This window comes from Shinella sp. (assembly GCF_052438155.1).
Lineage (GTDB): Bacteria > Pseudomonadota > Alphaproteobacteria > Rhizobiales > Rhizobiaceae > Shinella.
Map to the genome: position 1 here is coordinate 711,715 of NZ_JBQVPI010000001.1, position 26,046 is coordinate 737,760.

The window sequence follows — 26,046 nt, forward strand, 5'->3', positions numbered from 1 at the left end:
CGCCGGGCGAAAATGAAGCGAATGATCATGATGCTGGTGGTGTCGGCCGTTCTGTCCGCTCCGGCCGTTGCTGCCTCGGTAACCAACAAGGATGGCGATACGCAGGTTCTCGTCATCGTCGAGGACGGCAGCCGCGTGGAAGTCGCGCTGGAACCCGGCGCCACGGAGACCATCTGCCCATCCGGCTGTTTTGTTACGCTGCCGAATGGTGACCGCATCGCGCTGAATGGCGGCGAAGAGGTCGAAATCCAGGGCGGCTCCGCTTCGGTCAAGTAATTTTCCCATGATATTTGCAACGGCGCGGAAAGAAAACCGCGCCGTTTTTCATTCTTGACGCAACGTGGCAGCGTGCGCCCTATCGCGTTTTCATGCCTTCTAAATTTAACGTTTTCGCAAAGGGTTGCCGGTACCCATTACGCTGGGGAACATTTATTTTACGAAGGCATATCATGGCGTTTATCGGCATATCCGGGATGCAATATACCGGCGCGTCTCTCTCGCATCACCGTATTCTTGTTGCTGAGGACTCGAACGTCTTCACGTCCATGATCTCAAAGCGCCTGAAGGAGCTTTTCGACATCGATGTCGAGATCTGCCGCAGCTTCGAGGAGCTGGAGCTTGCCTATGACAAGTCCAGTGAAAAAGTCACACTTGCGATCTCGAATATTAATCTTCCAGGCGCCGAGAATGGCGAGGCCCTGAACTATCTGGTCGATCTCAGTATTCCAACGATCGTCTTCACGGGCACATTCCAGCAGAAGACGCGCGACCAGCTGCTCTCGAAGGAAATCGTCGATTACATCCTCAAGGATAATATCTTTGCCGTCGACATGCTGGCAGAGTCAGTCTGCCGCTTCCTGACCAATCATCAGCACCATGTGCTGATCGTCGATGACAGCGCGACGGCGAGGGCACTTCTTTCCACGCGCCTCAAGCGCTTCAATTTCCGTGTCAGCATCGCCGATAATGGCGCCAGCGCGTTGACGCTCCTGAAGGCCAATCCGGATATCGGCCTGATGATCACGGACTACAACATGCCGGATATCGATGGTTTCGAACTGACGCGGCGCATTCGCGGGTCCATCGGATCACACCAGTTGCGCATCATCGGCGTGTCCTCCTCTACGGATCGCCTGCTGTCCGCGCGCTTCCTCAAGGCCGGCGGCAACGACTTTATCATGCGGCCGTTCATCGACGAGGAATTCTACTGCCGCGTGAATCAGAATCTTGACACGCTGACCCAGATCAAGACGGCGCAGAAACGGCTATCAGCCTGAAATTCCTGGGCGTTGAGTGACTGGCCGACCATGTTCCTTACGTAGCGTGAGATATTTGTCCGCGTGTTAACCACTTGGTAAAACCAGTGGTTTGTAATGCTTGCAAGACGAAACTTCATCTAAGGTACTGGACGACGTGGGAGTGGATTTAAATCCGCAGCGAGGACCTGCATTTCTGCGCCATTCGGGGCAGCAGGTACTGCTTGTGGAAGATTCGCGCATGTTCTCCACGGCGCTCAAGTACCGGCTGGAGAAGGAGCTCGGCCTCTGCGTCACGCATTGCTCCAGTATGGCTGCATTGCGGGGGATCCTTCAAGGGGAGGCGCCTGAATTCGCGCTTGCCGTTCTCGATCTGAACCTGCCAGACGCGCCGAACTGCGAGGCGCTGGACTATGTGATTTCCAAGGGTATCGCACCGCTGGTCTTCACCGGCTCCTTCAGCGACGCCACCCGTGACCAGATCCTCGCCAAGAATGTGCTCGACTATGTCGTCAAGGACAATCCGGCCGCGATCCAGCAACTGGTTCTCGCCGTCGATCGCATCCTGACAAGCGGCAAGACCCAGGTGCTTGTCGTCGATTCCGATCCAGAGAGCTTGCAGCGGCAGGTGAGCCTGATCGCCAAGCAGCGCTTTCAGATCATCGCTGTCGAAAGTGGTGCTGCCGCCCTCGACGTGCTCGATACCCGCGGCGGCATCGATATGGTCATCACGGACCTCGACCTTGCCGACATGGATGGCTTTGTCCTGCTCGACGCGATCCGCCAGAGGCACGGCGACGATGCCGTCCGGGTGGTCGGCCTGTGCAAATCGGAAGACCGCATGGTTGCGGCGCGCTTCCTGCGGGCCGGCGGCGACGAATATATCCAGAAACCCTTCCTCGTCGAAGAGTTCAACAGCCGCGTCTTCCACGTTGCCGCCATCCAGAAACGCGTTCAGTCGCTGCATCGCATTGCTGCGCGGGACTACCTCACCGACATCTATAACCGCCGCTACTTCTTCGAGGCCGGCCCACGGCTTGTCGATCAGGCGCTTCGTCGCGGCGAGCCTGCGTCTATCGCGATCCTCGACATCGATCATTTCAAGCGGCTTAACGACACCTACGGCCATGAGGTTGGCGACATCGTCCTGAAGGCTGTCTCGCGCCGGCTCAAGCACCGGATCAACGACCGGCACCTGCTCGCCCGCCTTGGTGGCGAAGAATTTGGCATCATCTTCAGCGGCCTGGGGCTGGAAGAGGCGCTGGACTATTGCGAGCAACTGCGTCTGGAACTCGCAGCCCAGCCGATCGATGCGGACGGCGAGGCTGTGACGATCACGGTTTCGGCGGGGCTCGCAGCCATTTCCGGCCGTGAAACCTTCGACAACTACCTGAACGCCGCGGACCAGTTCCTCTACATGGCCAAGCATGCCGGCCGGAACCGGGTGTTTTCAGAGCTTTCGCTGATGAGCGCGCTCGCAAGCTAAAATCCCCGCCACAGGGACGGGGATTTCTCATCTTCTTTCTCTTCGATCAGCGGGCGATGGCCGAAAGCGTCAGCTTGCGCTCGGCACGCTCCTGCTGGGGCGAGCGGTTGTAGAGTTCGCGGTAACACTTGGAGAAGTGCGAGGCGGAGACGAAGCCGCAGGCGACGGCCACTTCCACCACCGGCATGGAGGACTGCACGAGCAGGTGGCGCGCGCGGTCGAGCCGGATTTCAAGATAGTAGCGTGCGGGTGAGCGGCCCATTTCCTGGCGGAACAGGCGCTCGATCTGGCGGCGCGAAAGATCGGCGTCGTCGGCTATTTCCAGCAGGGAAAGCGGCTCGGAGAGGTTTTTTTCCATCAGTTCGATAATCGACAGCACCTTGGCATTCTGCACGCCGAGGCGCGCGCGCAGCGGCAGGCGCTGGCGGTCATGCGGGCCGCGCACGCGGTCCGTCAAAGCTTGCTCGCAGACGCGGTTGACGAGGTTCTCGCCAAAATCCTGGTCGATCAGGTTCAGCATCATGTCGAGCGAGGCGGTGCCGCCGGCGCAGGTATAGATGTTGCCGTCGATCTCGTAGAGATCGGCGTAGACGTCGGCCTGCGGGAAGGCTTCGGCAAAGCCCGGCAGGTTTTCCCAGTGGATGGCGCAGCGTTTGCCCGAGAGCAGGCCCGCCTGGGCGAGCACATGGGCGCCGGTACAGAGCGAGCCGACCGCGAGGCCGCGATTGTACACCTCGCGCAGCCAGGCATTGACCGACTTGTTGGAGAAATCCTCGACATAGATGCCGGAACAGACCAGCACCATGGAGGGGCGGTTCTCGCCGCCGAGATATTTGCGCTCGTCGGCAAGCGACGAGTTCACTTCGATGCCGATGCCGCTGGAGGAGAGCACCTGCTGGCCGTCCGTCGACGAGAGGCGCCAAGTATAAGCCTCATAACCGAGCATGCGGTTGGCGATGCGCAAGGTCTCGATCGCCGCTGAGAAGGGCAGCATGGAGAAGTTGGGCACGAGGAAAAAAACGAGGGAGCGCTTCTTGACGTTCTGCTTGTTCATCGGAGTGTCCATGCTGGAGGCGCGATGTCGCAATGGTCGCAGGGAGAACGGCGGCAGTGCTAGCATTTTTGCGACACAGAAGAGGATGGTTACGACTGCATCGCGTCGTCTATCGTTGAAATGTCAGGGCGTTCCGGCGGAATTATGACATTTTGTTCGCACTTGCACATTTGCGACCCCATCATGATGCGTTGTCCGATTGCGACAGGTCAAATCCGGGTGCCGCCGCCGCCCGTTCCCGTTTGACAATGCGGAGCGCTCCGGCCAAATACGGGACGGATTTCATGGGGTGAAAAGATGCTACCAGACGGATATTCGGACGTGCCTGCGGGAAAGCTTGCCGCCGTGGTGACCTGCCTCGAAATGTGGGCGCCGCCGACCGGGCGCAGCGACACCGTGCAGCCCGGAATCACCCTGGATCGTGTCGAGCGGCCGGATGTCGCGTGGTATCGCGACCTCTACAGCCGTATCGGCACCGAATGGCTTTGGGCTTCGCGCCTTGCCATGGCCGAAGGCGATCTCGCCGCGATCCTCCATCATCCTGATGTCGAGGTCTATGCCGTGATGAAGGATGGGCGCAGCGAAGGGCTGCTGGAACTCGATTTCCGGGAGGAGGGGGCCTGCGAACTCGCCTTCTTCGGCCTGACGGCCGCGACGATCGGGAATGGCACGGGGCGGTGGCTGATGAACCGGGCAATCGCACGCGCCTGGTCGCGGGACGGACATGCGCCCATTCAGCGCTTCCTGGTGCATACCTGTACGCTCGATTCGACGCAGGCTTTGGGTTTCTATATCCGCTCGGGTTTCACGCCGGTGAAGCGCCAGATCGAAGTGTTCGATGATCCGCGGCTGACGGGCGTCCTGCCGGAAACCGCAGCACAGACCGTGCCGCTCATTCGCCCTTAAACGAAAACCGCCGGAGAGACTTTTGAGGGTCAGCTCCGGCGGTGTTTGGCGTCGTCTTCTTTCGGCGGGTTGCCGCAACAGTCATCCATCATCGTGTGGTCTTGTCCCACGAACGGTAGCCGATGTCCTTGCGAAGATCGTAGGGCATGCTTTCCTGCTCGCGCTCGACGCGACGACGCTGCCAGGCGGATACGATCCGCTCGATGAATTCACGCAGGAGATGTGACAGGCTGCCGGCATCGCGGGTGCTGGGTGCACGCCGTACCGGACGATGTTCCAATGCTATTGCCATTTTCAGGGTTTCTTTCGAGCTTGGGAGGTTTCGAAAGGTCGCGACCTTGATGGTGACTATGTCGCAACCTCATGCATCAATCAAACGAATATATTTGATTGGATAGATCAGCGTTCTTCATGGTTTGTAATGGCGGGCCAGTTGATATCCTGCTTCAGATAGTCTGGCAGCAGCGCCAGTTCCTCGGCGGTATGGCGTATCGCATTGCGTCTGCGGCGCGCCTCGACGACGTCGCCCACGAAGCGCCGTATTGCGTAATAGAATCCGTTTCCGCGGGCACGAACGGCGAGATCGGCGCCGTCTGCGTACGATTTTTGCGTTTTCATGGCGTTTTTCCTTTCCTTCGTTGTCTCTGTAGGTTGACTATCCGCCCATCTCGGTTTTCAATCAAACGAAATGAAGTGACGTTATGCTTCAGAAATTCTGATCCATGGAGGCAAGCATGAACCTGCTGATGCGCCAGACGCTCCCCCTGCTGGAGCTCGATATCCTGAAAACATTCGTGGCGATTGCCGAGACCGGCAATTTCACCACGGCTGCCGAGACGGTGCATCGCACGCCGTCCGCGGTCTCCATGCAGATCAAGAAGCTGGAAGAGCTGCTCGGCTGCTCGCTGTTCCGCCGGGATGCCCGCTCCGTCGTGCTGACCCATCACGGCGAGGTGCTGCTTTCCTATGCGCGCCGGCTGATCGCGCTGAGCAACGAGGCGGTGTCGCGCTTCATGATGCCGGAGATGAATGGCGTCGTGCGGCTCGGTGCACCGGATGATGTCGGTGAACTCATCCTACCGGAAGTGTTGCGGCGGTTTGCCGACACCTATCCGTCGATCGCGGTCAATGTGTCCATCGAGACGAGTAGTAGCCTGCGCCGCGCGGTTGCCGAACGCCGGCTCGACCTCGCCATCTTCAATGCAACCGACGGCACGATCCCGATTCCAGGCGAAATCCTATTAAAGGAACAGCTCGTCTGGGCCGGCAAGAATTGCGGTAACGCCCACCTCAAGAATCCATTGCCAGTGTCCGTCTGGGAAGAGGGCTGCATCTGGCGGGCACGGGCTCTCGAACAATTGGCCCGTTCCGGCCGTGACTTCCGTGTGGCTTACTTCTGCGCCCATCACATGGGCCAGCGTGCTGCCATTCGCGCCGACCTTGCCGTCGCGCCGCTTGCGCGCTTTCTTGTCGGCGACGACATGGTGGCGCTCGGCGAGAAGGATGGTTTGCCCGATCTTGGCCACTATCTGATCGGCCTCGTCGTCAACGAGGAGGCCGATACCCCGGCGCTGGCCGTTGCCGACTATATCCGCGCCGCCTTCGCCCGCATCGAGCGCCGGCCGATGGAAATGCTGCAGGTCGCCTGCTGAAATCGCTAGAGCATTTCCAGTCGAAGCGGCATCGTTTCGGCGTCGGATAATGCGGGAAAAACAAGAATTGCTTTGGGCCGGGCGTAAGCCCGGCCTTCGCACTTTATTCGTAGGAGTAGGACGCGCACATTTCAGCGTCGCTTTTGGGCACATCGTCCGTCGAAAACACGGCGACGGTCGTGGTGTCGGCGTCACCCCATGAGGCGACATAGGTCACAGGCGCGCCGCACAGCCGATTGCCGTTGAGAAGAACCGGGTCTTTCGGCTCGGCAATGCTGTAGACCGAGCCATTCACCCTTTCGCCACCCACCATGAAACTATTGCCGAGAAGTTCGTCGAAGGTGATCTGCTCGCCGTTTTCGAAGGTGATGCCGAAATCGTCGAACTCGATGTCGCCGGTGATCGACATCGCCGTGTTGCTGATCGCGGCATAGGTGTCGGCGAGGGCGGGGGAAGTGATGGCTAGGGAGAGAGCGAGGGCAAGCAGGCGGGCTTTCGTCATGGAAAAGTCTTTCGTTGTTTTCTGCGCTTCAATATCTGCGGCAGCTCATGGTCCGGTTGCTTTCGGACGAGGAAAAATCCAGCGTGTCCGGCGTGATCTCCGAAAGGGTGATGTAGACCTCGTCCGACAGGAACAAACTATAGGAGCCGTCCGACCCTTCCTGGACTTCCTGGATGTCGTAGCTGTCGTCCCCGATGCTGTAAACCGTCGAGGTGAAGACGAAGGGCGCGCCGTCGCATTCCCATTCGCCGGTGAAGGGATAGTCCTCCTGAGCCCTGACGCCACCGCTGGCGACAAGGAGAAAGAGGCCGGCTGCGGCAAGGCGGGCAAGGGACATGGGGCAGGCTTTCGTGCGCTGGAGGGATGGCGAGGGACATCATGTCAACGCGTGAGCGCCTCGCCTTATTCGCCTACCATGCCGGTAAACTGCCGAAAACAAAACGGAATTCGCTGGGTTGGTTTATGGGTATGGTAACCGCGACCGGGGCCGCGGCTCCGATCCGCGCTACTCGCGGCTGCGGCGCCTGCGACGCCCGCCGCCTTCTCCGCCACCATCGTCAGACGGCCCCTTGCGCGCTGGCAAGGTCACGACCTTTGCCAGTTCTGGGAAGGCGTCCACCTTGTTCGGCAATGCCATGGCATTGACGAAGAGCTGCTGGAAATTCGGCTCCAGCGCAGTCTCGATCTTTTCGATGTGATTAACCGCGGTTTCGATCTCGCGACGGTGATCGCGGTTGAGCAGCGCCATCAGCGCACCCGTGCCGGCGGCATTGCCGACAGCCTTCACCTCATTGAGATCGCAATCCGGGATGAGTCCGAGCACCATGGCGTATTTCGGATCGATGAACGAGCCGAAGGCGCCGGCGAAGCGGATCGTATCAACATGATCGACGCCCTGCTTTTCCATGAGCAGCTTGATGCCGGCATAGAGTGCGGATTTGGCGAGCTGGATGGCGCGGATGTCGTTCTGCGTCACGGTGATGCGCTGCTCGCCGTCGTGCAGCAGGTAGGAGAAGGTGCGGCCGTTCTGCAGGATGCGCGGGCTCTTCTCCGCCATCGCCCCATCGACCACGCCGTCCTCGGATATAATGCCGGAAAGGTACATTTCCGCGACGACCTCGATGATCGCCGAGCCGCAGATGCCGGTGACGCCGAAACTCGCCGCAGCTTCTGCAAAGCCCTCTTCGTCCGACCATTTTTCCACGCCGATGATGCGGAACTTAGGTTCAAGCGTCTCCGGATCAATGCGCACGCGCTCGATAGCACCGGGAGCGGCGCGCTGGCCGGAGGAGATCTCCGCACCCTCGAAGGCCGGACCGGTGGGTGAGGAGGCGGCGACGACGCGTTGGCGGTTGCCGAGCACGATTTCCGCATTGGTGCCGACATCGACGAGCAGCATCATGCGATCCTGCCGGTAGGGGCCTTCGGCGAGTGTTGCACCCGCCGCATCCGCGCCGACATGGCCGGCAATGCAGGGCAGCGTGTAGAGCCGCGCGCCGCGATTGACGTCGATCTCCAGCTCATGCGCCCAGTATTGCAGCGCACCGGAGACGGCGAGCGCGAAGGGCGCCTGGCCGAGTTCCGTCGGGTCGATGCCGAGGAACAGATGATGCATGATGGGGTTGGCGACAAACACCATGTCGAGAATGTCGTGCCGATCGACTTCGCCTTCGGCACAGACCTTGCCGATCAGGCCGTTGACGGCCTCGCGCACGGCTTTGGTCATGGCCTCGCGGCCATCCGGGTTCATCATGACGTAGGAGACGCGGCTCATCAGGTCTTCGCCGAAGCGGATCTGCGGGTTCGACGTGCCGGAGGAGGCGACGATACGGCCGGAGAGCAGCGAGACGAGATGCATGGCGATCGTCGTCGAGCCGATGTCGCAGGCGACGCCATAGGCCTCATTCTTCAGGCCCGGCCACAGGCCGACGATGAAGGGACGCGAACTATCCATGTCGCGGTGGATGGCAGCGGTGACGCCCCAGTTGCCCTTGCGGAGAACCGACTGCACCTGCGGGATGAGGTGCGGCGCGATCAGCAGGTTCTTCCAGCCCCAGTCCTTTTCGAGCATGACCTTCAGGCGATCGAGATCGCCGAGCGGCTTGTGCATGTCGGGCTCGTCTACCTCGACATAGCAGAGCTGGATCGCGGCGTTGCGCTCGATGACGCGGTCCGTCGCGGCCTTGCGCACGACCTGCGCGTTGATGACCGTATCCTGCGGCACATCCACGACGAGGTCGCCGAGGATGAGGGCGGAACAGGAGAGGCGGCGACCGTCAGGAAGGCCGCGGATTTTTTCGTAGCGCTCTTCCTTCGGACCCTTTTCCGATATGTGGTCTAGCGAGGAGACGATCTTGTGCTTGGCGAAATTGCCTTCCTGCACCTCGATCTGACAGCGCCCGCAAGTGGCGCGCCCGCCGCAGACGCTCTCGACATAGACGCCGAGTTTGCGCGCAGCCTCGAGAATGGGGGTGCCTAGCGGGAAGCGACCGCGCTTGCCCGAGGGCATGAAGAGGACCAGCGGTTCTTTTGCCGAAGCTTCGGTCATGTTGGTCTCGTTCTCACCTTCGTAGCGCATCGATCGTACTTTCCTGTGGGGCGTAAACCGCCCGTCAGCCCTTCTTGGCGGCGAGCCGCCGCACGTTCCGGCGCACGCGCTTGCCATAGGGTTTGATTGCGGCTTCTGACACGGCACGGGCCGTGGCGGAAGGCGATGCCGCCGTCATCACGGCCTTCGCGACAGCAAAATTGGCTGCCACGACACTCTCCGTCGCGGCAGCCATCTTTTCGGTGACCATTTTGGTCATCTCGGCGGTGTTTTGGGTCGAGCCGGTCAGCGCCGCCATCTGCATCTCATGGCAACGCATGGCGATGACAAGCGGCGCCTCCAGCCAGAGGCTGAAGGCATCGCGACGAAACTGCCGCCCGCCCGCCATCTTATTCTGGTGCCGCGCTGCTGCCCGTGCGCCCTGCACGGCCGCCGCGACGACCACCACCTGCTGCACCCGTGGACGGCGCCGCAACCGCAACATGGCCGCCTTCGGCCGGCTTGTGGTCGCGGTAGGTCATGATCCAGTTCGAGCAATTCGCGTCCGTGCCGTTCAAAACGTTAGCGGCGCGCACGGCTTCCATTTCCTGCGGGCGGCAGGGGTTCATGATGGCGGACGTCATGCCGGCGCCGATGACCATCGGGATGAAGCCGGCATTGATGCCATGGCGGTGCGGCAGGCCGAAGGAGATGTTGGAAAGGCCGCAGGTCGTGTTGACCTTCAGTTCGTTGCGCAGGCGATAGAGCAGGGCAAAGACCTGGCGGCCGGCATCTCCAAGCGCGCCGATCGGCATGACGAGTGGGTCGACGATGATGTCGTGCGGCTTGATGCCGTAATCCATCGCGCGCTCGACGATCTTCTTGGCGACGGCGAAGCGCACGTCTGGATCCATCGAGATGCCGGTCTCGTCGTTGGAGATCGCAACGACCGGAACATCGTATTTCTTGCAGAGCGGCAGGATGGCTTCGAGCTTTTCTTCCTCGCCGGTCACCGAGTTGACCAGCGGCCGGCCCTTGGCGACCTTCAGCGCAGCCTCGATGGCGGCGGTGACGGAGCTGTCGATCGACAGCGGTACATCAACGAGACCCTGCACGATTTCCATCGTCTTGACGAGCAGGCCCGGCTCGGTTTCGTTCGGGTTGACCGATGTAACGCCTGCGTTGACATCGAGCATGGTGGCGCCGGCGGCGACCTGTTCCAGCGCGTCCTTGATGACCGTATCGAAATTGCCCTCGATCATCTCGGCGGCCAGCTTCTTGCGGCCGGTCGGGTTGATGCGTTCGCCGATGACGCAGAAGGGCTGGTCGAAACCGATGATGATTTCGCGGGTGGCCGAGGCGACGATGGTGCGTGTCATTTAGGGTCCTCTAGGGCGGGGCGCTGGATCAGGTCTAGCGCGCGATTTCCGGTGTTACAAGCGGCGTGCCGGCTTGCAGCCGGCGCGCTATCAATGGGGTTGATGGGCGGCTTTTTCCGCCATCTGCTGCTGGTTCTGTTCGACGCCTTCGCGGGTTCTCTCGATGCGCTCGGCCACAAGCTGGTCGACAGGATTGGCCTCGCGCTTCCAGGGCTGACGGCCCTTCAGCACGCCGGAATCATGCACGATCTCCGCGACATATTCTTCCTGCCGGTAGGCCATGACATGCACGCCGGAAACGCCCTCGATCTCCTTCACCTCATTGATGATGTCGATGCAGAGCTGTTTGCCTTCCTTCTTCTGGTCCTGCGCGCCTTCGAGACGCGCAACGATGGAATCGGGGATATGGATGCCCGGCACGTTGGAGCGGATCCACTTGGCCGTCTTGGCGGAGGCCATCGGGCCGACGCCGACAAGGATAAAGCACTTTTCATGCAGGCCGAGGTCGCGCACCTTCTTCATGTATTCGCGGAACATCGGCACGTCGAAGCAATACTGGCTCTGCACGAACTGTGCGCCGGCCTCGATCTTCTTGCCAAGGCGGTAGGGGCGGAAATCGTAGGGCGGAGCGAAGGGGTTGATCGCGGCACCAAGGAAAACCTTCGGCGGCGTCGTCAGTTTGCGGCCCGACAGGAATTTTCCGTTGTCGCGCATGATGCGCACGGTCTCGAGCAGCGACATGCAGTCGAGGTCGAAGACGGGTTTTGCGCCCGGCTGGTCGCCGGCCTGCACGCCGTCGCCGGTCAGGCACATCATGTTCGTGACGCCCATGGCGGCACCACCGAGAACATCGCCCTGGATGGCGATGCGGTTCTTGTCGCGGCAGGCGATCTGCATGATCGGCGCATAGCCCATGCGGGTCAGCAGCGCGCAGATGCCGACGGAGGACATGTGGCAGTTGGCGCCTGATGCATCGACCGCGTTGATGCCGTCCACCCAGCCGTCGAAGATCGCGGCGCGCTCGTAGACGTCTTCGGGATTGGCGCTGTCCGGCGGGTTGAGCTCGGTCGTCACCGCGAATTCGCCACGGCGCAGCACGCGTTCAAGCCGGCCGAGCGAGGAATGGCCGGGCAGGGGATCGAGCGGCAGGTGGGGCCCAAGCGGGTTTTCGTCGATATGCGCCATGGATCAGGCGTCCTTTCCAGCTGCGGCTTCACGGGCCGCGGCGGCTTCGGCCGTCACGCGCAGCCAGGAAGACGTTTCGCGCAGCGACTGGTTCACCGGCTTCTGCACGTTCATGATGGCATTCCCCTCGGCCATGTTCTGCGAGCCCTTCCAGGCCTGGACCCAGACGCAGGGCATATCCGGCTCCACTTCGCAATTGCCATTGGCGCGAACACCGCCGCAGGGGCCGTTGCGAAGCTGCTTGGGACAGTTCATCGGGCAGGACATGCCCGTGGACGACAGTGCGCACTGTCCGCACATGCGACAGTCGAAGAGGAAACCCTTCACATGCTTCTCGACGAAGGTGATCGGACGCTCAACGCGCTGGTAGCCGAAGAGTTTCCAGACCGGGTGCAGCAGCAGGAAAACGTCGGCGAAGCGATGGTAGAACCATTCCAGGAAGCGGGAATTGCGCACAGCCCAGAGCCGGACCGTGTATTTGCGGCGCGCGCGGCGGCTCGGCGACACGCCAGCCGGCGTGAAGGCGCCGGTGGCGGCCTTCGTGGCAGGCGCGGCATTGCCGGGTTTCGGATCAGCCATTCTCGCGGCCTCCGGATTTGACCAGACTGACGAGGCGCTCGCGGTCATAGGCTTCCTCGAATTCGGCGGCCGCCTTGTCGGCTTCGGCCTCGAGGTCGTCGGAAACGGGCACCGGATCGGCCTTGCGCCATTCGGCGAGGTAATCGTCCGTCTCGGCGGCACCCGTGCGCATGGCGCACATGTCGATCGCCTCGGTGAAGCGCAGCGACAGTTCGCGCTTGGCGGCCGTGCGGCCCTTCTTGATGATGACCTGGGCGGGGATGTCGCGCCAGTAGACGATGATGCGGTCTGCCATGTCAAAATTCTCCCAGAGCGTTTCGGCGTTTCTCTCAATCGCGAAAGCGCTCTTCCTCTTATTTTTCGCAAGTCCTGACGGAAAACCGTTTCACACGTTTCCTGGAATTTCTCTAGCACTGACAATGCGGTCTGGCCGCGTCGCGGGCTTCACTCGCCACGACTGCCCCATGCTCAAAAACGACGCGGGATTTCCCTGTCCCCGAGGATTTACCAGATGCCGCGGGTCACGCCGTTCCAGAGCCAGGTCCAGATCGGCGGATGATACCATTGCCGCGACGGCGCGGCTATTTTCAAAGGCTTGAGGTTGCCGGTCACCGCATCGTGCAGCGCGTCGAGAATGATGCTGGTCGAGGCTGCCGTCTGCAGAGCCGGATAGGTGTGCATCGTGTCGCGTTTGGAAGGTTTCATCCGCTGCTGGTAGAGCACGCTGCCGGTGTCCACACCCGCATCGACAAGGTGCACCGTGGCACCGAAATTCGCCTCGTCCGACAAGATGCGCGACCAGTAGCCGCCCTGCAGGCCGCGATATTGTGGGTTGATGCCAGCATGGAAATTGAGCACGGGGCAGGCGATGGCGGCAAGGGTTTCGGCCTTCAGCATGCGGGTGCTGACCAGCAGCAGCGCTGCCGGCCGGATATCGTTGAGAGCCTCCAGAAATTCTGGGCTATTGGCGGAGGGAACGGCCACACGGCGGATTCGTGAATCCATGGCTGTGCTTGCGCCGAATTCTTCAAGGATTTCCGCAGCACGTGCGGTGGTAAAGCGCTTGCCGTATTTTGATACCACCATGGTGGCGAGTTGGCCGAGCGCCCGTATCCAGCCCAGCTTTTTAGCCCGTCGCGTGATGAAGCGTTTTTTGGATTCCGGCTGCTCTTCGATGACGACGAGGTTCTGGAAAACGGCCTTCACGGCATTGACGACGATTTCCGGGTTCGGGCCGGGCTGGATGAGCATCGCCACCGTTTCCGTCCTTGTGTCGCGTTCCGTCATACCCTGCCTCGCCCTGTCTTTTGGCGTGCATCATCGTCGCGAGGGCTTAGGAAGCGGTAACTGCCACGGGGGATTTTGCGGGGCAGGGCTAAGGATTGGTTAGCGGGCGCGCAGCAGTTCGTCCGTCAGGTCGCCATAGCCGGTGAAGCGGTATTCATAGGCAAGCCCGAGATAGTCCGCGGCCTCCTTTGCCTTCCGTTGCAAGGCCTCGTCCTCGATCTGCGAGAGATAGACGACCTTGGTGTAGTTGCCGAAATACATGTCTTTCAGTTGCGGATAACGATCGAGGCCGAGCGGCTCGATGACGAAGGCGCGGAACTGGCGGGCGAGAAAATCGGTGAGGAAGAACGCGGTGACGTCGTCCTCCGTCGCCGCAAAGGCCTCGTTGCCGGCGAAGAAGGAATAACAGTGCGGGCCGGCGATGCGCTCGACGCCGAGCCGTTCGCAGACCTTGTCTAGGAGACCGCCCGTGCCGCAATCGGCATAGCCGACGAAGACGCGGTCAAAACCTTCGGCGCGTGCCTCTTCGATGGCCTTTTCGACGCCGGGCGCGATCTTTTCCGGATGGGCATGCCAGATGGCGGGAAGACAGAGGAGATCGATATGATCGAGCCCGTTGGCATCGCAAATGGCCAAAATCTCGCGCGCGATCGCACCGCACGCGATCACGCGAACTTTTTCCGCGTTCGTGCGTTTCTGCGTCGGACTTCCGAGGTGAAGTTCTGCGTCAACCACATCCATCTAGAGGGACCCCGACCATGACTGGGACAAATCTGACCCGTATCAGCATCGTTCTCGCCGCACTTCTCGCACTCAGCGCCTGCGGTAACACCATTCGCGGCATGGGACGGGATACGGCCAATGCCGTGGATGCGACGCAGGATGCCGGCCGAAGCGTGGAAAGAGCCGCAAACTAAAGGTCGTCAGCGAACGGCGCCGTTTCAAGGGCGGCGCCGTCCGAATTTCAAAGCTTAGCCGGCAAGCATGTTGTGCTTGCGCTTCATGAATTCCTTGGCCGTTTCCACGGCCACGGCCGCGTCGCGGCAGTAGGCGTCGGCACCGACGGCCTTGCCGAACTCCTCATTCAGCGGCGCGCCGCCGACGAGAACGACGTAATCGTCGCGCAGGCCCTTTTCCTTCATCGTGTCGATGACGACCTTCATGTAGGGCATCGTCGTCGTGAGCAGGGCGGACATGCCGATGATGTCCGGCTGTTCGCGCTCGATGGCTTCAAGGTAATTCTCGACCGGGTTGTTGATACCGAGGTCGATGACGTCGAAGCCGGCACCTTCCATCATCATGCCGACGAGGTTCTTGCCGATGTCGTGGATGTCGCCCTTGACGGTGCCGATGACCATCTTGCCCTGCTTCGGCGCGCCGGTGGCAGCGAGCAGTGGACGCAGGATGAACATGCCGGCCTTCATGGCGTTCGCCGAAAGCAGGACCTCCGGCACGAACAGAATGCCGTCGCGGAAGTCGACGCCGACGATGCGCATGCCTTCGACGAGTGCCTGGGTGAGGACGTCGTAGGGGACCCATCCGCGCCCGAGAAGGATATTCGTGCCCTCTTCGATTTCCTCCTTCAGTCCGTCGTAGAGGTCGTCGTGCATCTGCTGCACAAGCTCTTCGTCGGAGAGGTCGGCGAGAATGATTTCGTCGTCAGACATGGCAGTCCTCACATGTTGAAAGCGACGCGCGTGCTTTCGGGGTTCTATCGCTGAATACAGTTAGCGTCATTGCATTGCAAAGCGTTTTCGATTGCGACGCCGTGCTGGGCGAATTGCGACGATGTCGCATTTTCGTCAGTCGGACAGGCGGTCGATTCAGGGGCTACCAACCCGGGACGCACACAGGCTTATGCCGCACTAGCAATTGTAATAACCGCTTTTTAAGGCTTCATGAATACTTGATGGGATGACACCGAGGGATCATCCTATGCGCTCCATCCTGAAACGCCTGTTCGTTCTTGCCACACTCCTCGTGAGCGCGACGTTCGCCCACGCGGACGATGTCCTGTTTACCGTTCGAAGCGCCAAAGGCGACTTTCAGGTGACCGAGGCGGTGGTCGAGAAACTTGGCACCGTCACCTACAAGGCGCTGGCGCCTGGCATGGACGATGCGTTGCATGAGGTGCGCGGGCCGCTGATGCGGGACGTCCTGAAGGCGGCGGGCGTTGAGGGAACGACCGCGGCCGCCGTGGCGCTCGACAAATATGAAGTCGAAATCCCGATGGCCGATTTCGCCACGCTCGACGTGATCGCCGCGATCGAGATCGATGGGGAGCGGCTCACCGTGCGCAGCAAAGGCCCCGCCTGGATCATCTATCCGACCGGCGAGCATACCGAGCTCCAGAAGGATCCGGTCTACGAGGCACGCAGCATCTGGCAGCTCAAGGATCTTGTCGTAAAATGAAAATTCCGCGGCTCAACACATCGAGCCTTCTCTGGATCCGCTTTCCGGCCATGCTTGGCCTCCTCGCCGTGATGCTCGTCGTTGGGCAGGACGGCGTGAAGAAGGTCGCGGACGGGATCAATCTCCGGCTTTTCAACTCGGCGCGCTTTGAAGAGGCGACGCGGTCGGAGATGGAGTTCAACGACCTCGTCAACAAGGCCTACCGCCTCGCCCAGGGCGATAGTACCGTCAGCCGTGAGGACGTGCGGTTCGCACTCGACATCTTCTGGTCGCGGATGGATACGCTGCGAACCGCGAGCTACACGGATGCGCTGGCCAGTGGTGAGGTGGTCGAGACCTCGGTGGTGTCGCGCATTTTCGCCAGCCTTCCCAGGCTGGAGGCGGCGGTTCTTGCCTTGAAAGCCGGCGATCCGGCGAGCTTCAAGCAGGTCGGCGACTTCGCCATGGAGTTTCAGGCACCGCTTCTGGAATACAGCGACCGTTCGTATACCGCGCGGCGCAACCAGCTTCGGGAACTGGTGGAAAAGGAAAGGCAAAGCCTGGACGACCTGCGGTCGATACAGATCGAGTTTGTCGGCCTTTCCTGTCTCGTCCTGATCTACGTTCTGGTGGAACTCTCGCTGTCCCGGCGTTTCAATCGCCGCCTGAAGGTGGCCCTTGAAGACAAGCGGCGCCTGCTGGCGTCCGATCACCTGACCGGCATCGCAAACCGCCGTCGTTTCGAGGCTGCGCTTGCCGAGCAATCCATGACGGAAAGCTTTGCCGTCGTGCTCGTCGATCTCGACGGCTTCAAGGGCGTCAATGATACGCTCGGCCATGCGGCTGGCGACCATGTGCTGAAGGCGGTCGCAGAGATACTTGATAGCTTGCGCCTGGAGGCGGATATCGTATCTCGCCTCGGCGGCGACGAGTTCGCCATTCTGCTCGACGGATCGCGGGAGCGGGCACGGGACTATGCGGAGGCAGCCGTGGCGCGCATCTCCGCCGGCTGTTTCTTCGACGGCAAACCCGTGCGTATTTCCGCCAGTCTCGGCATTGCCCATATCGATGATGCGCGTATCGGCGCCACGCCCCAGCAGATGATGAAGGACGCGGATGCCGCGCTCTATGTCGCCAAGGCGGCGGGTCGCAATTGCATCCGTTTTACCACGCCCGACATCATGGCGATGAGCCACCGCAAGCAGGCCCTTCAGGCGGATATCCGGTCCGCCATCGAGACGGGGCAAATCGATGTCGCATTCCAGCCGATCGTTTCGCTGGCCGATGGACGCCCCACGAGCCTCGAAGCGCTCGTTCGGTGGGAGCATCCGGATCTCGGCCTGATCGATCCCCAGGACGTCGTCGCCGCAGCGGAGCAGGCGGGCGAAATCCTGCCGCTGACATTGTTCGTCCTCGAGCGCGCCTGCAATATCCGCAGCACGCTCGCCGCCTGTGGCCGCAATCTGCAGGTTGCCGTCAACATTTCACCGCGCCTGCTCAATCTCGAACGGTTTTCTGACGCGGTGATCGAGGTCATGCGCCGGCAGGCCGTTGCCAGGGGTGGCCTGCTCCTGGAACTGACCGAAGATGCGATGATGGACGAAAGCGAGACGGTTCTGCGCAACATCGAACATTTGCGAGACAGCGGTACCGATTTTGCCGTGGACGATTTCGGCCGTGGCTACTCCAATCTCGGGCGCTTGGCTGGCCTGGAGTTCCGGCGCGTCAAACTCGACAAATCGTTGATCGACAACATTACGAGCTCGGCGCGTAGCGTCGACATCGTTCGCGGCATCGGCCGCATGGCCACGGATCTCGGCATGGACGTGGTTGCGGAGGGGGTGGAAACGGCAGAGCAGTTTACCGCTCTTCGCAGTCTCGGCATTCCGTTCGCGCAGGGTTATCATTTTGCCCGACCGATGAAGCCGCTCGTGCTGCTGCCGTTCTTGCTTGGCAAGCCGGTGCCGGCCGAGCAGCGCACATTGCGGGTCGCCGGCTGAACGCCACCGCCTATTCAGGACTGTTTTTGAACGTGCAGGCCTTTGGCCATTCCGCACCGAGCTGCTTTTCGTTATCAGGGACGCCCGTGGCGCTTTTAGGAATGTCCCTTTTGCGGCATTGTTTAGGATCGAAGCGGTTACAGGGCTGCCAGGGTGGCGCGCTTGAGAGGAAATGACATGGACGACACATCTGAACTGGCGGCCGGGCAGGCAGAAGGCGGCGGTCGCCGCTCGCGCGGCGAGGGTCGTGGTGCTGCTGCACGGCGTGCGTCGCGCACGGGCGGCGGTCCAGGCCCGTCGCTGCCTTACATCACCCGCAAGATCAAGGAATACGAGGTCCTCGACGAGGAAGGCCTGGCGCTGATCGAGGCGAATGCCGACCTTATTCTTGAAGAGATCGGTATCGAATTCCGCGAAGACCCGGAAGCGCTTCAGCTCTGGAAGGAAGCCGGCGCCGACGTGCGCGGCGAGCGCGTGCACTTCCCGAAGGGCCTCTGCCGCGAACTCCTGAAGACCGCGCCGTCCAGCTTTACCTGGCATGCGCGCAATCCCGAGCGTAGCGTGCAGATCGGCGGCAAGGCCACCGTCTTCGCGCCGGTCTACGGCCCTCCGTTCGTACGCGACCTCGAAGGCAACCGCCGCTATGCGACGATCGAGGATTTCCGCAATTTCGTGAAGCTCGCCTACATGGCGCCGTCGATGCATTCGTCCGGCGGCACTGTCTGCGAGCCGGTCGACGTTCCGGTGAACAAGCGTCACCTCGACATGGTCTACAGCCATATCAAATATTCCGACAAGCCGTTCATGGGCTCGGTCACGGCACCTGAGCGCGCCGAAGACACGATCGCCATGGCAAAGCTTGTTTTCGGCGATGAATTCGTCGAAAACAATTGCGTGACGCTGAACCTCATCAATGCCAACTCGCCGATGGTTTTCGACGAGACCATGGTGGGCGCGCTGAAGGTCTATGCCCGTCATAACCAGGCCTGTGTCGTCTCGCCGTTCATCCTGTCCGGTGCCATGAGCCCGGTCACTGTCGCCGGCACGCTGACGCAGATCCTCGCCGAGGTTTTGGCCGGTGCCGCCTTTACCCAGCTCATCCGCAAGGGTGCGCCGGTATTGTTCGGCACATTCGCGGCATCGATCTCGATGCAGTCGGGCGCGCCGACCTTCGGTTCGCCGGAGCCGTCGCTGGTCTCCTATGGCGCGGCGCAGCTTGCCCGCCGTCTCGGCATTCCGTTCCGCACTGGCGGCTCGCTCTGCGGCTCCAAGGTTCCGGATGCGCAGGCCGCCCACGAATCGGCCAACACGATCAACATGACGCTGCTGGCCGGCACGAATTTCGTGCTGCATGCCGCCGGCTGGCTCGAAGGCGGTCTCGTTTCGTCCTACGAAAAGTTCATGATCGACCAGGATCAGCTCGGCATGATGCAGAAGCTGGCCGAGGGCGTGGACCTTTCCGAAAACGCGCAGGCACTCGACGCCATTCGCGAAGTCGGCCCGGGCAGCCACTATCTCGGCTGTGCCCACACCCAGGCCAACTTCCAGACCGCCTTCTACCGCTCGCCACTCGCCGACAACAACTCGTTCGAGCAGTGGGAAATCGAAGGCCAGAAGCGCATCGAGGACCGCGCCAACGCGCTCTGCCGTTCGTGGCTGGAAAGCTACGAGGCGCCTTATCTCGATCCGGCAATCGACGACGCGCTGCTCGCCTATGTGGCGAGCCGCAAGGACTCGATGCCCGACGCCTTCACCTGAAAGGGTCCCGATCGCGCCAGGGAGCAAGGCGGAGCAACGCGGGTTGCCGACATGATCCAGAAGGACGTCTGGCGCCCGCACTATGAACTCAAGGGAGATGTGCCCAAGTGACACGTCGCCCCGATCTCGACACCATCCGTGCGGCTCTCGAGCCGCACGGTCTTTTTTTGCGCGGCACCGTCAATTTCTCCGAAAGTGAGCCCGCGCCAAAGCTTGCGGATGGCAGCCGTGCCGCAAGTATTGTGCTCATCGGCAATATCGGCAGTTCCCTCTGGCCCGCCTTTTCGCGCTGGCGGGGAGAGAGACCGGATCACGGCGGCCGCGACTCGCTCGACACATGGTCGACGGAGGTTATCCGGACCATCGCCGCATCGGCAGAGGCCACGGCCTGGTTCCCGTCCGATCCGCCCTGGCAACCCTTCCAGCAATGGGCCATGCGTGCGGAAGGCCTGAAAGCCTCGCCGCTTGGCATCCTCATTCATCCGGTCTACGGCCTCTGGCATGGCTATCGTGGTGCGCTCGGTTTTGCAGAACCGGTCGAGGATGTTCCGGCAGTCGCAGCACCGCATCCCTGTGACCACTGTCCGGACAAGCCATGCCTCACCACCTGTCCCGCTGGCGCGGTGCGTCCGGCCATTTTTGATGTATCCGCCTGTCGCGGACATTTGCGCTCGCCGGAAGGACAGGGGGGCTGCATGGGCTCCGGCTGCCTCGCCCGGGCCGCCTGTCCGGTCGGCGCTGCCTATCGCTACAATGACAGCCAGCTTCGTTTCCACATGGCGGCGCTTTCGCTTTGATCCTTCGTTGAGCGCCGTCGCTAAATTCGCCGCATTGGCAGTCAAGCCAAGGGACATGCGTTTTCTTCTGTTTTTCGCAATTCTGTTTGTCCCTTTAGCCTTGCGGAGCGCTGCCATGGCCGAACCGCCGAAATGTGCCGCGATCGAACACCTTTCCGGCCGCTACACTGTCTGCATTTTCGATCCAGCCACAGAGACGATCCGCCTTTACGGTGCGGCGACGTTGGGTGTGGGTGGCGCGAGCTATGACCAGCTCAACACGCATCTCCTGCGCAACCGGCAGCATATGAGCTTTGCCATGAACGCTGGCATGTATCATGCGGACTACGGGCCGGTTGGGCTGCTGGTGGAGCATGGCCGGGAAACGGGCGCGCTTAACAAGGGCGATGCGTTCGGCAACTTCTTCCTGAAACCGAACGGCGTGTTCTGGGTGGGTGACGGAAAAGCCGGCGTGATGGAGACGGAGGCTTTCGCGACAGCGGGGCTTTCGCCGCGCGAGGCGACGCAATCCGGGCCGATGCTGGTTATCGACGGCGAGATCCATCCGAGATTCCTGGCCGACGGCACGAGCCTGCAGATCCGCAACGGCGTCGGCATCCTGCCGGATGGCCGCGTCGCCTTTGTCATTTCGAACGATCCGGTGCGGTTCCACGATTTTGCGACGCTCTTCCGCGACCGGCTGCAATGCAAAAATGCACTGTTTCTCGATGGCAGCATTTCCAGCCTCTACTCCCCGGAAATCCGGCGTCATGACCGCGATGCGGTGATGGGCACGATCATCGCCGTCGTAAAAAATCTGCCCGGCTGAGAAAAAATCGGCGCCGCCACCCAAGGATTGCCGCCTGACGGACGTCGTAGAGGTTAGTGCACTGCAATCGGGATGGACCCGTGGAAACAGAACTCGTCGAAAAGGCGGCATTGGGAGATCGGCAGGCCTTCGCCGCGCTGATCGAAAGCCGCTATGATTTCATCCATGCCGTCGCCTGGCGATGGTGCGGCGACCGGCAGGATGCCGAGGATGTGGCGCAGGAGGTATGCATACGCCTCGCCAGTGCCATCCGCGGTTTCAAGGGTGCCAGTCGCTTCGGCACCTGGCTCTATACCGTCACGCTAAACGCCGCGCGCGACCAGATGCGCAAACGCCGCCGGGCCGAATGGCGCGATGCGGCTTATCTGCGCGAACAGGCGGTGCTGGACGGTGGCCCCGGCGAGGATGGCAGCGAGGAACTGTGGCAGGCCGTGCGACAGCTTCCCGACAAGCAGCGTGACGCCGTGCTGCTCATCTACGGCGAAGGCTTGAACCACGCCGCTGCGGCAGAAGTGCTGGGCTGCGCCGAAACGACGATTTCCTGGCATGTGCACGAGGCCCGCAAGCGCCTGAAGGTGCTTTTGCGCGATGCCGCCGCGTGACGGAAGGATAGACGATGACCGATCTCGACCTCGACAAACTCGCTCGCCGCACCCCGCCTGCCGCCGATTCCTCCGCGCGTGCCCAGGCGCTGGCCGCCGCCATGCAGGCTTTTGACGACGCGGAAAAAAATGCGACCGCCCCCCAAGGATCGACCGACGGCGGGCGTCGAAGCTCCATGTTCAACTGGATATGGAGCCCCATCATGAACCGCAAACTTCTCGCCGGCTCGGCCCTTGCCACGCTTCTCGTCGTGCCCGTCGCCGGCCTCGTGACCTATGAACTGGTGCGCAACGGCACCGTGCCGCTGACCGCCGAGACAGAGATTGCGGCGAAGCCGGTCGATCAGGATCTGCGTGGCCGTGTTCAAAAGCTTGAGGATACCGAATTCGACGCCAAGGAAGTCGCCACCGCCTTGGCCAACGGACAGGGTGGAGCGGCGAAGAGATCGGCCGATGCGGCGGTAGTTGCCACCGATAGCAGGAAGAATGCAGGTGCGGCTGAACCTGCACCGCTTGCAGAAACTCAGGACGAGGAAGCGGCTGTCATGTCGGAATCGCTTGCCGTCGGCGGCGCTGCCAATATGGACATGCTGAACCGATCGATCGTGCAGCCCTCCGCCGTGGCGGATGCAATTGCGATGCCTACACCGGAGGAGGACCGCGAACGTTTCGCCTCCGCCGATCCAAACCCGGTGAAGAATGTCGCGACCGACCCGGTCTCGACCTTCTCCGCCGATGTCGACACGGCGTCCTACTCTTATGTGCGCGGTTCGCTGCTCGGCGGTAGCCTGCCGGATGCCGAAGCCGTGCGTGTCGAGGAACTGGTCAACTACTTCCCCTATTACTGGAAGGGTCCGGAGACGGCTGAGAAGCCGTTCAATGCCACCGTCACCGTCATGCCGACGCCTTGGAACAATGATACGGAATTGCTCCATATCGGCATCAAGGGTTTCGAGACGGTGGCGACGGAGCAGCCATCGGCCAACCTCGTCTTCCTCATCGATGTCTCCGGCTCGATGGACGAGCCGGCCAAGCTGCCGCTGCTGAAAAGTGCCTTCCGCCTGCTGGTCGGCAAGCTGAAGGATACCGACACGGTGTCGATCGTCACCTATGCCGGCAATGCTGGCGTGGTGCTGGAACCGACGGAAGCGAAGGATCGGACCAAAATCCTTGCGGCCATCGACAATCTCCAGCCGGGCGGCTCGACGGCCGGCGCGGAAGGCATCGAGGCGGCGTATGCTTTGGCGCAGAAGGCCTTCAAGAAGGATGGCGTCAACCGCGTCATGCTGGCGACGGATGGCGATTTCAACGTCGGTCCGGCGAGCGACGAGGATCTGAAGCGCGTCATCGAGGAGCGGCGCAAGAGCGGCATCTTCCTTTCCGTGCTCGGCTTCGGCCGCGGCAACTACAATGACGGCATGATGCAGACGCTGGCGCAGAACGGCAACGGCACCGCCGCCTATATCGATACGCTGGCCGAAGCGCAGAAGACGCTGGTGGAGGAGGCGGGATCCTCGCTTTTTCCGATCGCCAAGGACGTCAAGTTCCAGATCGAGTTCAATCCGGATCGTATCGCCGAATACCGCCTGGTCGGCTACGAAACCCGCGTGCTCAACCGCGAGGATTTCAACAATGACAAGGTGGATGCCGGCGACATCGGCTCCGGCCACCGTGTCACCGCCATCTACGAGGTGACGCCGAAGGGCAGCCCGGCCGTGCTGAACGATCCCCTGCGTTACGGCAAGGAGCAGGCGGCGGCAACTCCCGCCACAGGCAGTTCCGAACTCGCCTTCCTGAAGATGCGCTGGAAGAAGCCGAATAGCGACACGAGCGAACTTGTCACCCTGCCGGTGACGGACGCCAATGCGGTCGCCGATGTGAATGCAGCCTCGGCGGACGTCCGTTTCTCCGTCGCGGTCGCCGCCTTCGGGCAGAAGCTAAAGGGTGTTTCCGCCCTTCAGGACTATGCCTACGGCTCGATCCTGGGCCTCGCGGAAGCTGCCAGGGGCAACGATCCTTTCGGCTACCGGGCGGAGTTCATCAAGCTCGTCCAGCTTGCCGGCGGTCTTTCCGGTGAGAAGGCGGAGTAAAGCACGCGGCCTCTCATCCGGCCTGCCGGTCCCTTTCTCCCCGCCTGCGGGGAGAAGGAAACAAGCCGAGATGTCTTCCGTGCTTGAGTGGCTTCTGGTTTGAGGAGGCCGGCGTAGCATCCCCTTCACCCCGGTTGCGGGGAGACGGGGACGGCAGCCGGAAGAGAGGCGCCGTCCAGCGCCTCTCCTTCGTTTGTGGCAGCGGCGTGCAGCGGGGCTCGCCGTCTTCGGGTAGCGCCAGCCCGGCATCGCGCAGCAAGCGTCCATCCTTGCGCGCGACGAGCAGCCGCAAAGCCTGCCGTTCCGCCCGCGCCTGACGGTAGCGTTCCACCATTTCCATCAGTTTTCCGAAAATTCCCATGGCCTATGCCTTCCTTTGCTGCGGAAGAGCCAAGCAAAGCCGTAGACATTTCACAAACGAATAGCGATTATGGCAGGCATCAGAAAAAGCGATGGCGCCATGTATCCCCCTCTCGAAAGCGATCTGCTCAGAATTTTCGTCACCGTCTCTGACGCCGGTAATGTCACGCATGCGGCCGACAGGCTCGGGCGCACCCAGTCCGCCGTCAGCATGCAGGTGCGCAAGCTCGAGGAATCGGTCGGCGTGATGCTGTTCGAGCGTGGTCCGCGTGGGGTCGCGCTGACCGTGGAGGGCAGGCGGCTGCTGCCCTATGCCAAGCGCATCGTCGGGCTGGTCGACGAGACGACGGCGGCGATGCGCACCTTGCCGCTGGACGGGCCGGTGCGGGTCGGCATTCCGGAGGAATACAACCAGACGGTCCTGCCGAACGCGCTTGCCGCCTTTGCGGAGACCCATCCGGGCGCCGACGTGACGGTGTTTTGCGGTTACACGGCCCAGCAGATGGAAGCACTGGAGGCGGACGAACTCGACCTTGCCGTCATCTTCGAGTGGGACGGCGGGATTTCCGGTGAGCTTCTGGCAATCGACCCGACCGTCTGGGTGGCCTCCATTGCGCACAACCTGCATCTGGAGCGTCCGGTGCCGGTCGCCTTTTACCGGCGGTCGGTCTGGTGTCGGGAATTCGCTCAACGCTCGCTGGAGCGGCATGCGATCCCGTACCGCGTCGCCTATACCAGTGATACGAGCAGCGGCCTGCGCTCGGCGGTTGCGAGCGGGCTTGCCATTGCGCCGCTGGCCCGCAGCAACATCCCGCCGGGCGCGCGAGAACTCACCCTTGCGGACGGATTTCCAACGGTCGATTCTTCGCGGGTCGTGCTGAAGCGCAGTCCGCGGCGCGGCGGGCCGGCGATCGACGGGATGGCGGACCTCATCCGCAAATCCTTCGGGCCGCTGGCGGCGATGACGGATCAGGCTTTCGGATAGGCGCGTTCGAGGCCGCCGGACCGCGTCAACCCGGCGCGGAAAGCGGCGAAGGCGGCGTGCTGGCTGGAGCGAGCGGTTTCGACAAGCCGCATCTGCAGGCGGGCGGGCGCCGTGTTGCCCAACCATTCGCCGAGCTTTTCCAGTTTCAGCGAATTGAGGAACTGGGCCGCCGCGGCCCGGTTGAGATAGAGGTCGAGACCTTCCAGCAGGTTCTCGTCCTGCTTGGCATTTTCCATCAGCAGGCGGAGATAGGCCTGCTCGGCCTCGCCAAGCGCGGCGAGTTTGTCGGACACGGTGTCCCGGTCCGGAAAGGCTGCAAGATCGGCACTCATAATCGTTCCCCACAGAATCGTCGTGCCTTTGGATAGGGCGCGGGAAATGACCTCGCAAGCCCGCGAGGAATGTTTGGACTGAAAATCCAATATTGACAAAAAGTCTATTA

30 protein-coding genes are annotated in these 26,046 nt (G+C 61.7%); 14 read left to right on the plus strand and 16 right to left on the minus strand.

Annotated elements, in window-relative coordinates; genetic code table 11:
• The first annotated feature begins 12 nt into the window (after positions 1 to 12).
• From ACT6VE_RS03285 to ACT6VE_RS03295, 3 genes are all read left to right on the plus strand, one after another.
• Positions 13 to 276, plus strand: a complete 264-nt coding sequence (locus ACT6VE_RS03285) for a hypothetical protein (RefSeq protein WP_069058423.1) — start codon at positions 13 to 15, stop codon at positions 274 to 276.
• Between the two features lie 173 nt (positions 277 to 449).
• Entirely contained in the window at positions 450 to 1,277 is an 828-nt protein-coding gene (locus ACT6VE_RS03290) for a response regulator (RefSeq protein ID WP_444797449.1), read from the plus strand.
• A 220-nt stretch (positions 1,278 to 1,497) separates the two neighbouring features.
• Positions 1,498 to 2,742 carry a GGDEF domain-containing response regulator gene (locus ACT6VE_RS03295; RefSeq protein ID WP_444797175.1) on the plus strand — a complete coding sequence of 415 codons (1,245 nt, stop codon included), beginning with the start codon at positions 1,498 to 1,500 and terminating at the stop codon, positions 2,740 to 2,742.
• A gap of 46 nt (positions 2,743 to 2,788) precedes the next feature.
• Here ACT6VE_RS03295 and ACT6VE_RS03300 read toward each other — a convergent pair whose 3' ends face one another.
• Positions 2,789 to 3,796 (minus strand): GlxA family transcriptional regulator, encoded by a 1,008-nt coding sequence (locus ACT6VE_RS03300; RefSeq protein ID WP_160856768.1) that lies wholly within the window; start codon positions 3,794 to 3,796, stop codon positions 2,789 to 2,791.
• A gap of 297 nt (positions 3,797 to 4,093) precedes the next feature.
• Between ACT6VE_RS03300 and ACT6VE_RS03305 the strand changes: the two genes are divergently transcribed.
• A complete protein-coding gene (locus ACT6VE_RS03305; RefSeq protein WP_444797176.1) occupies positions 4,094 to 4,702 on the plus strand; it encodes a GNAT family N-acetyltransferase in 609 nt (202 codons plus the stop codon).
• Positions 4,703 to 4,790: 88 nt separating this feature from the next.
• Here ACT6VE_RS03305 and ACT6VE_RS03310 read toward each other — a convergent pair whose 3' ends face one another.
• Together ACT6VE_RS03310 and ACT6VE_RS03315 are read right to left on the minus strand one after the other, a co-directional pair.
• Entirely contained in the window at positions 4,791 to 4,994 is a 204-nt protein-coding gene (locus ACT6VE_RS03310) for a hypothetical protein (protein ID WP_444797177.1), read from the minus strand.
• Positions 4,995 to 5,101: 107 nt separating this feature from the next.
• On the minus strand, positions 5,102 to 5,320 hold the full coding sequence (locus ACT6VE_RS03315; protein ID WP_444797178.1) for a hypothetical protein: 219 nt from the start codon (positions 5,318 to 5,320) through the stop codon (positions 5,102 to 5,104).
• A 116-nt stretch (positions 5,321 to 5,436) separates the two neighbouring features.
• Between ACT6VE_RS03315 and ACT6VE_RS03320 the strand changes: the two genes are divergently transcribed.
• Positions 5,437 to 6,354, plus strand: a complete 918-nt coding sequence (locus ACT6VE_RS03320) for a LysR family transcriptional regulator (protein ID WP_444797179.1) — start codon at positions 5,437 to 5,439, stop codon at positions 6,352 to 6,354.
• A 103-nt stretch (positions 6,355 to 6,457) separates the two neighbouring features.
• Here ACT6VE_RS03320 and ACT6VE_RS03325 read toward each other — a convergent pair whose 3' ends face one another.
• From ACT6VE_RS03325 to ACT6VE_RS03370, 10 genes are all read right to left on the minus strand, one after another.
• The gene (locus ACT6VE_RS03325; RefSeq protein ID WP_444797180.1) at positions 6,458 to 6,856 is read right to left on the minus strand and encodes a hypothetical protein; all 399 of its coding nucleotides are present in this window, start codon (positions 6,854 to 6,856) and stop codon (positions 6,458 to 6,460) included.
• A gap of 28 nt (positions 6,857 to 6,884) precedes the next feature.
• On the minus strand, positions 6,885 to 7,193 hold the full coding sequence (locus tag ACT6VE_RS03330) for a hypothetical protein (protein ID WP_444797181.1): 309 nt from the start codon (positions 7,191 to 7,193) through the stop codon (positions 6,885 to 6,887).
• Positions 7,194 to 7,361: 168 nt separating this feature from the next.
• On the minus strand, positions 7,362 to 9,434 hold the full coding sequence (locus tag ACT6VE_RS03335) for an ASKHA domain-containing protein (RefSeq protein ID WP_444797182.1): 2,073 nt from the start codon (positions 9,432 to 9,434) through the stop codon (positions 7,362 to 7,364).
• Between the two features lie 34 nt (positions 9,435 to 9,468).
• On the minus strand, positions 9,469 to 9,702 hold the full coding sequence (locus ACT6VE_RS03340) for a hypothetical protein (protein WP_444797183.1): 234 nt from the start codon (positions 9,700 to 9,702) through the stop codon (positions 9,469 to 9,471).
• A gap of 91 nt (positions 9,703 to 9,793) precedes the next feature.
• Complete coding sequence (locus ACT6VE_RS03345) at positions 9,794 to 10,762, minus strand: methyltetrahydrofolate cobalamin methyltransferase (RefSeq protein WP_444797184.1); 969 nt, start codon at positions 10,760 to 10,762, stop codon at positions 9,794 to 9,796.
• A gap of 90 nt (positions 10,763 to 10,852) precedes the next feature.
• Entirely contained in the window at positions 10,853 to 11,947 is a 1,095-nt protein-coding gene (locus ACT6VE_RS03350; RefSeq protein WP_444797185.1) for a methylenetetrahydrofolate reductase, read from the minus strand.
• Between the two features lie 3 nt (positions 11,948 to 11,950).
• Positions 11,951 to 12,526: a methylenetetrahydrofolate reductase C-terminal domain-containing protein gene (locus tag ACT6VE_RS03355; RefSeq protein ID WP_444797186.1), complete on the minus strand. Its 576-nt coding sequence runs from the start codon at positions 12,524 to 12,526 to the stop codon at positions 11,951 to 11,953.
• Positions 12,519 to 12,821 carry a virulence factor gene (locus ACT6VE_RS03360; RefSeq protein WP_444797187.1) on the minus strand — a complete coding sequence of 101 codons (303 nt, stop codon included), beginning with the start codon at positions 12,819 to 12,821 and terminating at the stop codon, positions 12,519 to 12,521. Before ACT6VE_RS03360 ends, ACT6VE_RS03355 begins: the two co-directional genes overlap by 8 nt.
• A gap of 209 nt (positions 12,822 to 13,030) precedes the next feature.
• Positions 13,031 to 13,813 carry a formyl transferase gene (locus tag ACT6VE_RS03365; RefSeq protein WP_444797188.1) on the minus strand — a complete coding sequence of 261 codons (783 nt, stop codon included), beginning with the start codon at positions 13,811 to 13,813 and terminating at the stop codon, positions 13,031 to 13,033.
• A gap of 99 nt (positions 13,814 to 13,912) precedes the next feature.
• On the minus strand, positions 13,913 to 14,554 hold the full coding sequence (locus ACT6VE_RS03370) for a DUF1638 domain-containing protein (RefSeq protein ID WP_444797189.1): 642 nt from the start codon (positions 14,552 to 14,554) through the stop codon (positions 13,913 to 13,915).
• A 17-nt stretch (positions 14,555 to 14,571) separates the two neighbouring features.
• On the opposite strand from ACT6VE_RS03370, the gene ACT6VE_RS03375 reads away from it, so the two are divergent.
• Positions 14,572 to 14,730, plus strand: a complete 159-nt coding sequence (locus ACT6VE_RS03375; protein WP_444797190.1) for an entericidin — start codon at positions 14,572 to 14,574, stop codon at positions 14,728 to 14,730.
• A gap of 54 nt (positions 14,731 to 14,784) precedes the next feature.
• Here the strand turns inward: ACT6VE_RS03375 and ACT6VE_RS03380 are convergent, their stop codons facing one another.
• A complete protein-coding gene (locus ACT6VE_RS03380; RefSeq protein WP_444797191.1) occupies positions 14,785 to 15,480 on the minus strand; it encodes a corrinoid protein in 696 nt (231 codons plus the stop codon).
• Between the two features lie 268 nt (positions 15,481 to 15,748).
• On the opposite strand from ACT6VE_RS03380, the gene ACT6VE_RS03385 reads away from it, so the two are divergent.
• The 7 genes from ACT6VE_RS03385 to ACT6VE_RS03415 all read left to right on the plus strand — a co-directional run bounded on the left by ACT6VE_RS03385 (position 15,749) and on the right by ACT6VE_RS03415 (position 24,259).
• Positions 15,749 to 16,225: a hypothetical protein gene (locus ACT6VE_RS03385; protein WP_444797192.1), complete on the plus strand. Its 477-nt coding sequence runs from the start codon at positions 15,749 to 15,751 to the stop codon at positions 16,223 to 16,225.
• Entirely contained in the window at positions 16,222 to 18,204 is a 1,983-nt protein-coding gene (locus ACT6VE_RS03390; protein ID WP_444797193.1) for a putative bifunctional diguanylate cyclase/phosphodiesterase, read from the plus strand. Before ACT6VE_RS03385 ends, ACT6VE_RS03390 begins: the two co-directional genes overlap by 4 nt.
• 177 nt (positions 18,205 to 18,381) lie before the next feature.
• Positions 18,382 to 19,962, plus strand: a complete 1,581-nt coding sequence (locus tag ACT6VE_RS03395; RefSeq protein WP_444797194.1) for a trimethylamine methyltransferase family protein — start codon at positions 18,382 to 18,384, stop codon at positions 19,960 to 19,962.
• A gap of 107 nt (positions 19,963 to 20,069) precedes the next feature.
• Positions 20,070 to 20,759: a ferredoxin gene (locus tag ACT6VE_RS03400; RefSeq protein ID WP_444797195.1), complete on the plus strand. Its 690-nt coding sequence runs from the start codon at positions 20,070 to 20,072 to the stop codon at positions 20,757 to 20,759.
• Positions 20,760 to 20,874: 115 nt separating this feature from the next.
• On the plus strand, positions 20,875 to 21,567 hold the full coding sequence (locus ACT6VE_RS03405) for a phosphodiester glycosidase family protein (RefSeq protein WP_444797196.1): 693 nt from the start codon (positions 20,875 to 20,877) through the stop codon (positions 21,565 to 21,567).
• A gap of 80 nt (positions 21,568 to 21,647) precedes the next feature.
• A complete protein-coding gene (locus ACT6VE_RS03410) occupies positions 21,648 to 22,169 on the plus strand; it encodes an RNA polymerase sigma factor (RefSeq protein WP_444797197.1) in 522 nt (173 codons plus the stop codon).
• Positions 22,170 to 22,183: 14 nt separating this feature from the next.
• Complete coding sequence (locus tag ACT6VE_RS03415) at positions 22,184 to 24,259, plus strand: vWA domain-containing protein (protein WP_444797198.1); 2,076 nt, start codon at positions 22,184 to 22,186, stop codon at positions 24,257 to 24,259.
• Between the two features lie 13 nt (positions 24,260 to 24,272).
• Here ACT6VE_RS03415 and ACT6VE_RS03420 read toward each other — a convergent pair whose 3' ends face one another.
• Positions 24,273 to 24,620 (minus strand): hypothetical protein, encoded by a 348-nt coding sequence (locus ACT6VE_RS03420; RefSeq protein WP_444797199.1) that lies wholly within the window; start codon positions 24,618 to 24,620, stop codon positions 24,273 to 24,275.
• Positions 24,621 to 24,719: 99 nt separating this feature from the next.
• Between ACT6VE_RS03420 and ACT6VE_RS03425 the strand changes: the two genes are divergently transcribed.
• Entirely contained in the window at positions 24,720 to 25,604 is an 885-nt protein-coding gene (locus ACT6VE_RS03425; RefSeq protein WP_444797450.1) for a LysR family transcriptional regulator, read from the plus strand.
• Here the strand turns inward: ACT6VE_RS03425 and ACT6VE_RS03430 are convergent.
• Positions 25,589 to 25,936 carry a hypothetical protein gene (locus ACT6VE_RS03430; RefSeq protein WP_444797200.1) on the minus strand — a complete coding sequence of 116 codons (348 nt, stop codon included), beginning with the start codon at positions 25,934 to 25,936 and terminating at the stop codon, positions 25,589 to 25,591. The genes ACT6VE_RS03425 and ACT6VE_RS03430 overlap by 16 nt on opposite strands.
• Positions 25,937 to 26,046: the final 110 nt, after the last annotated feature.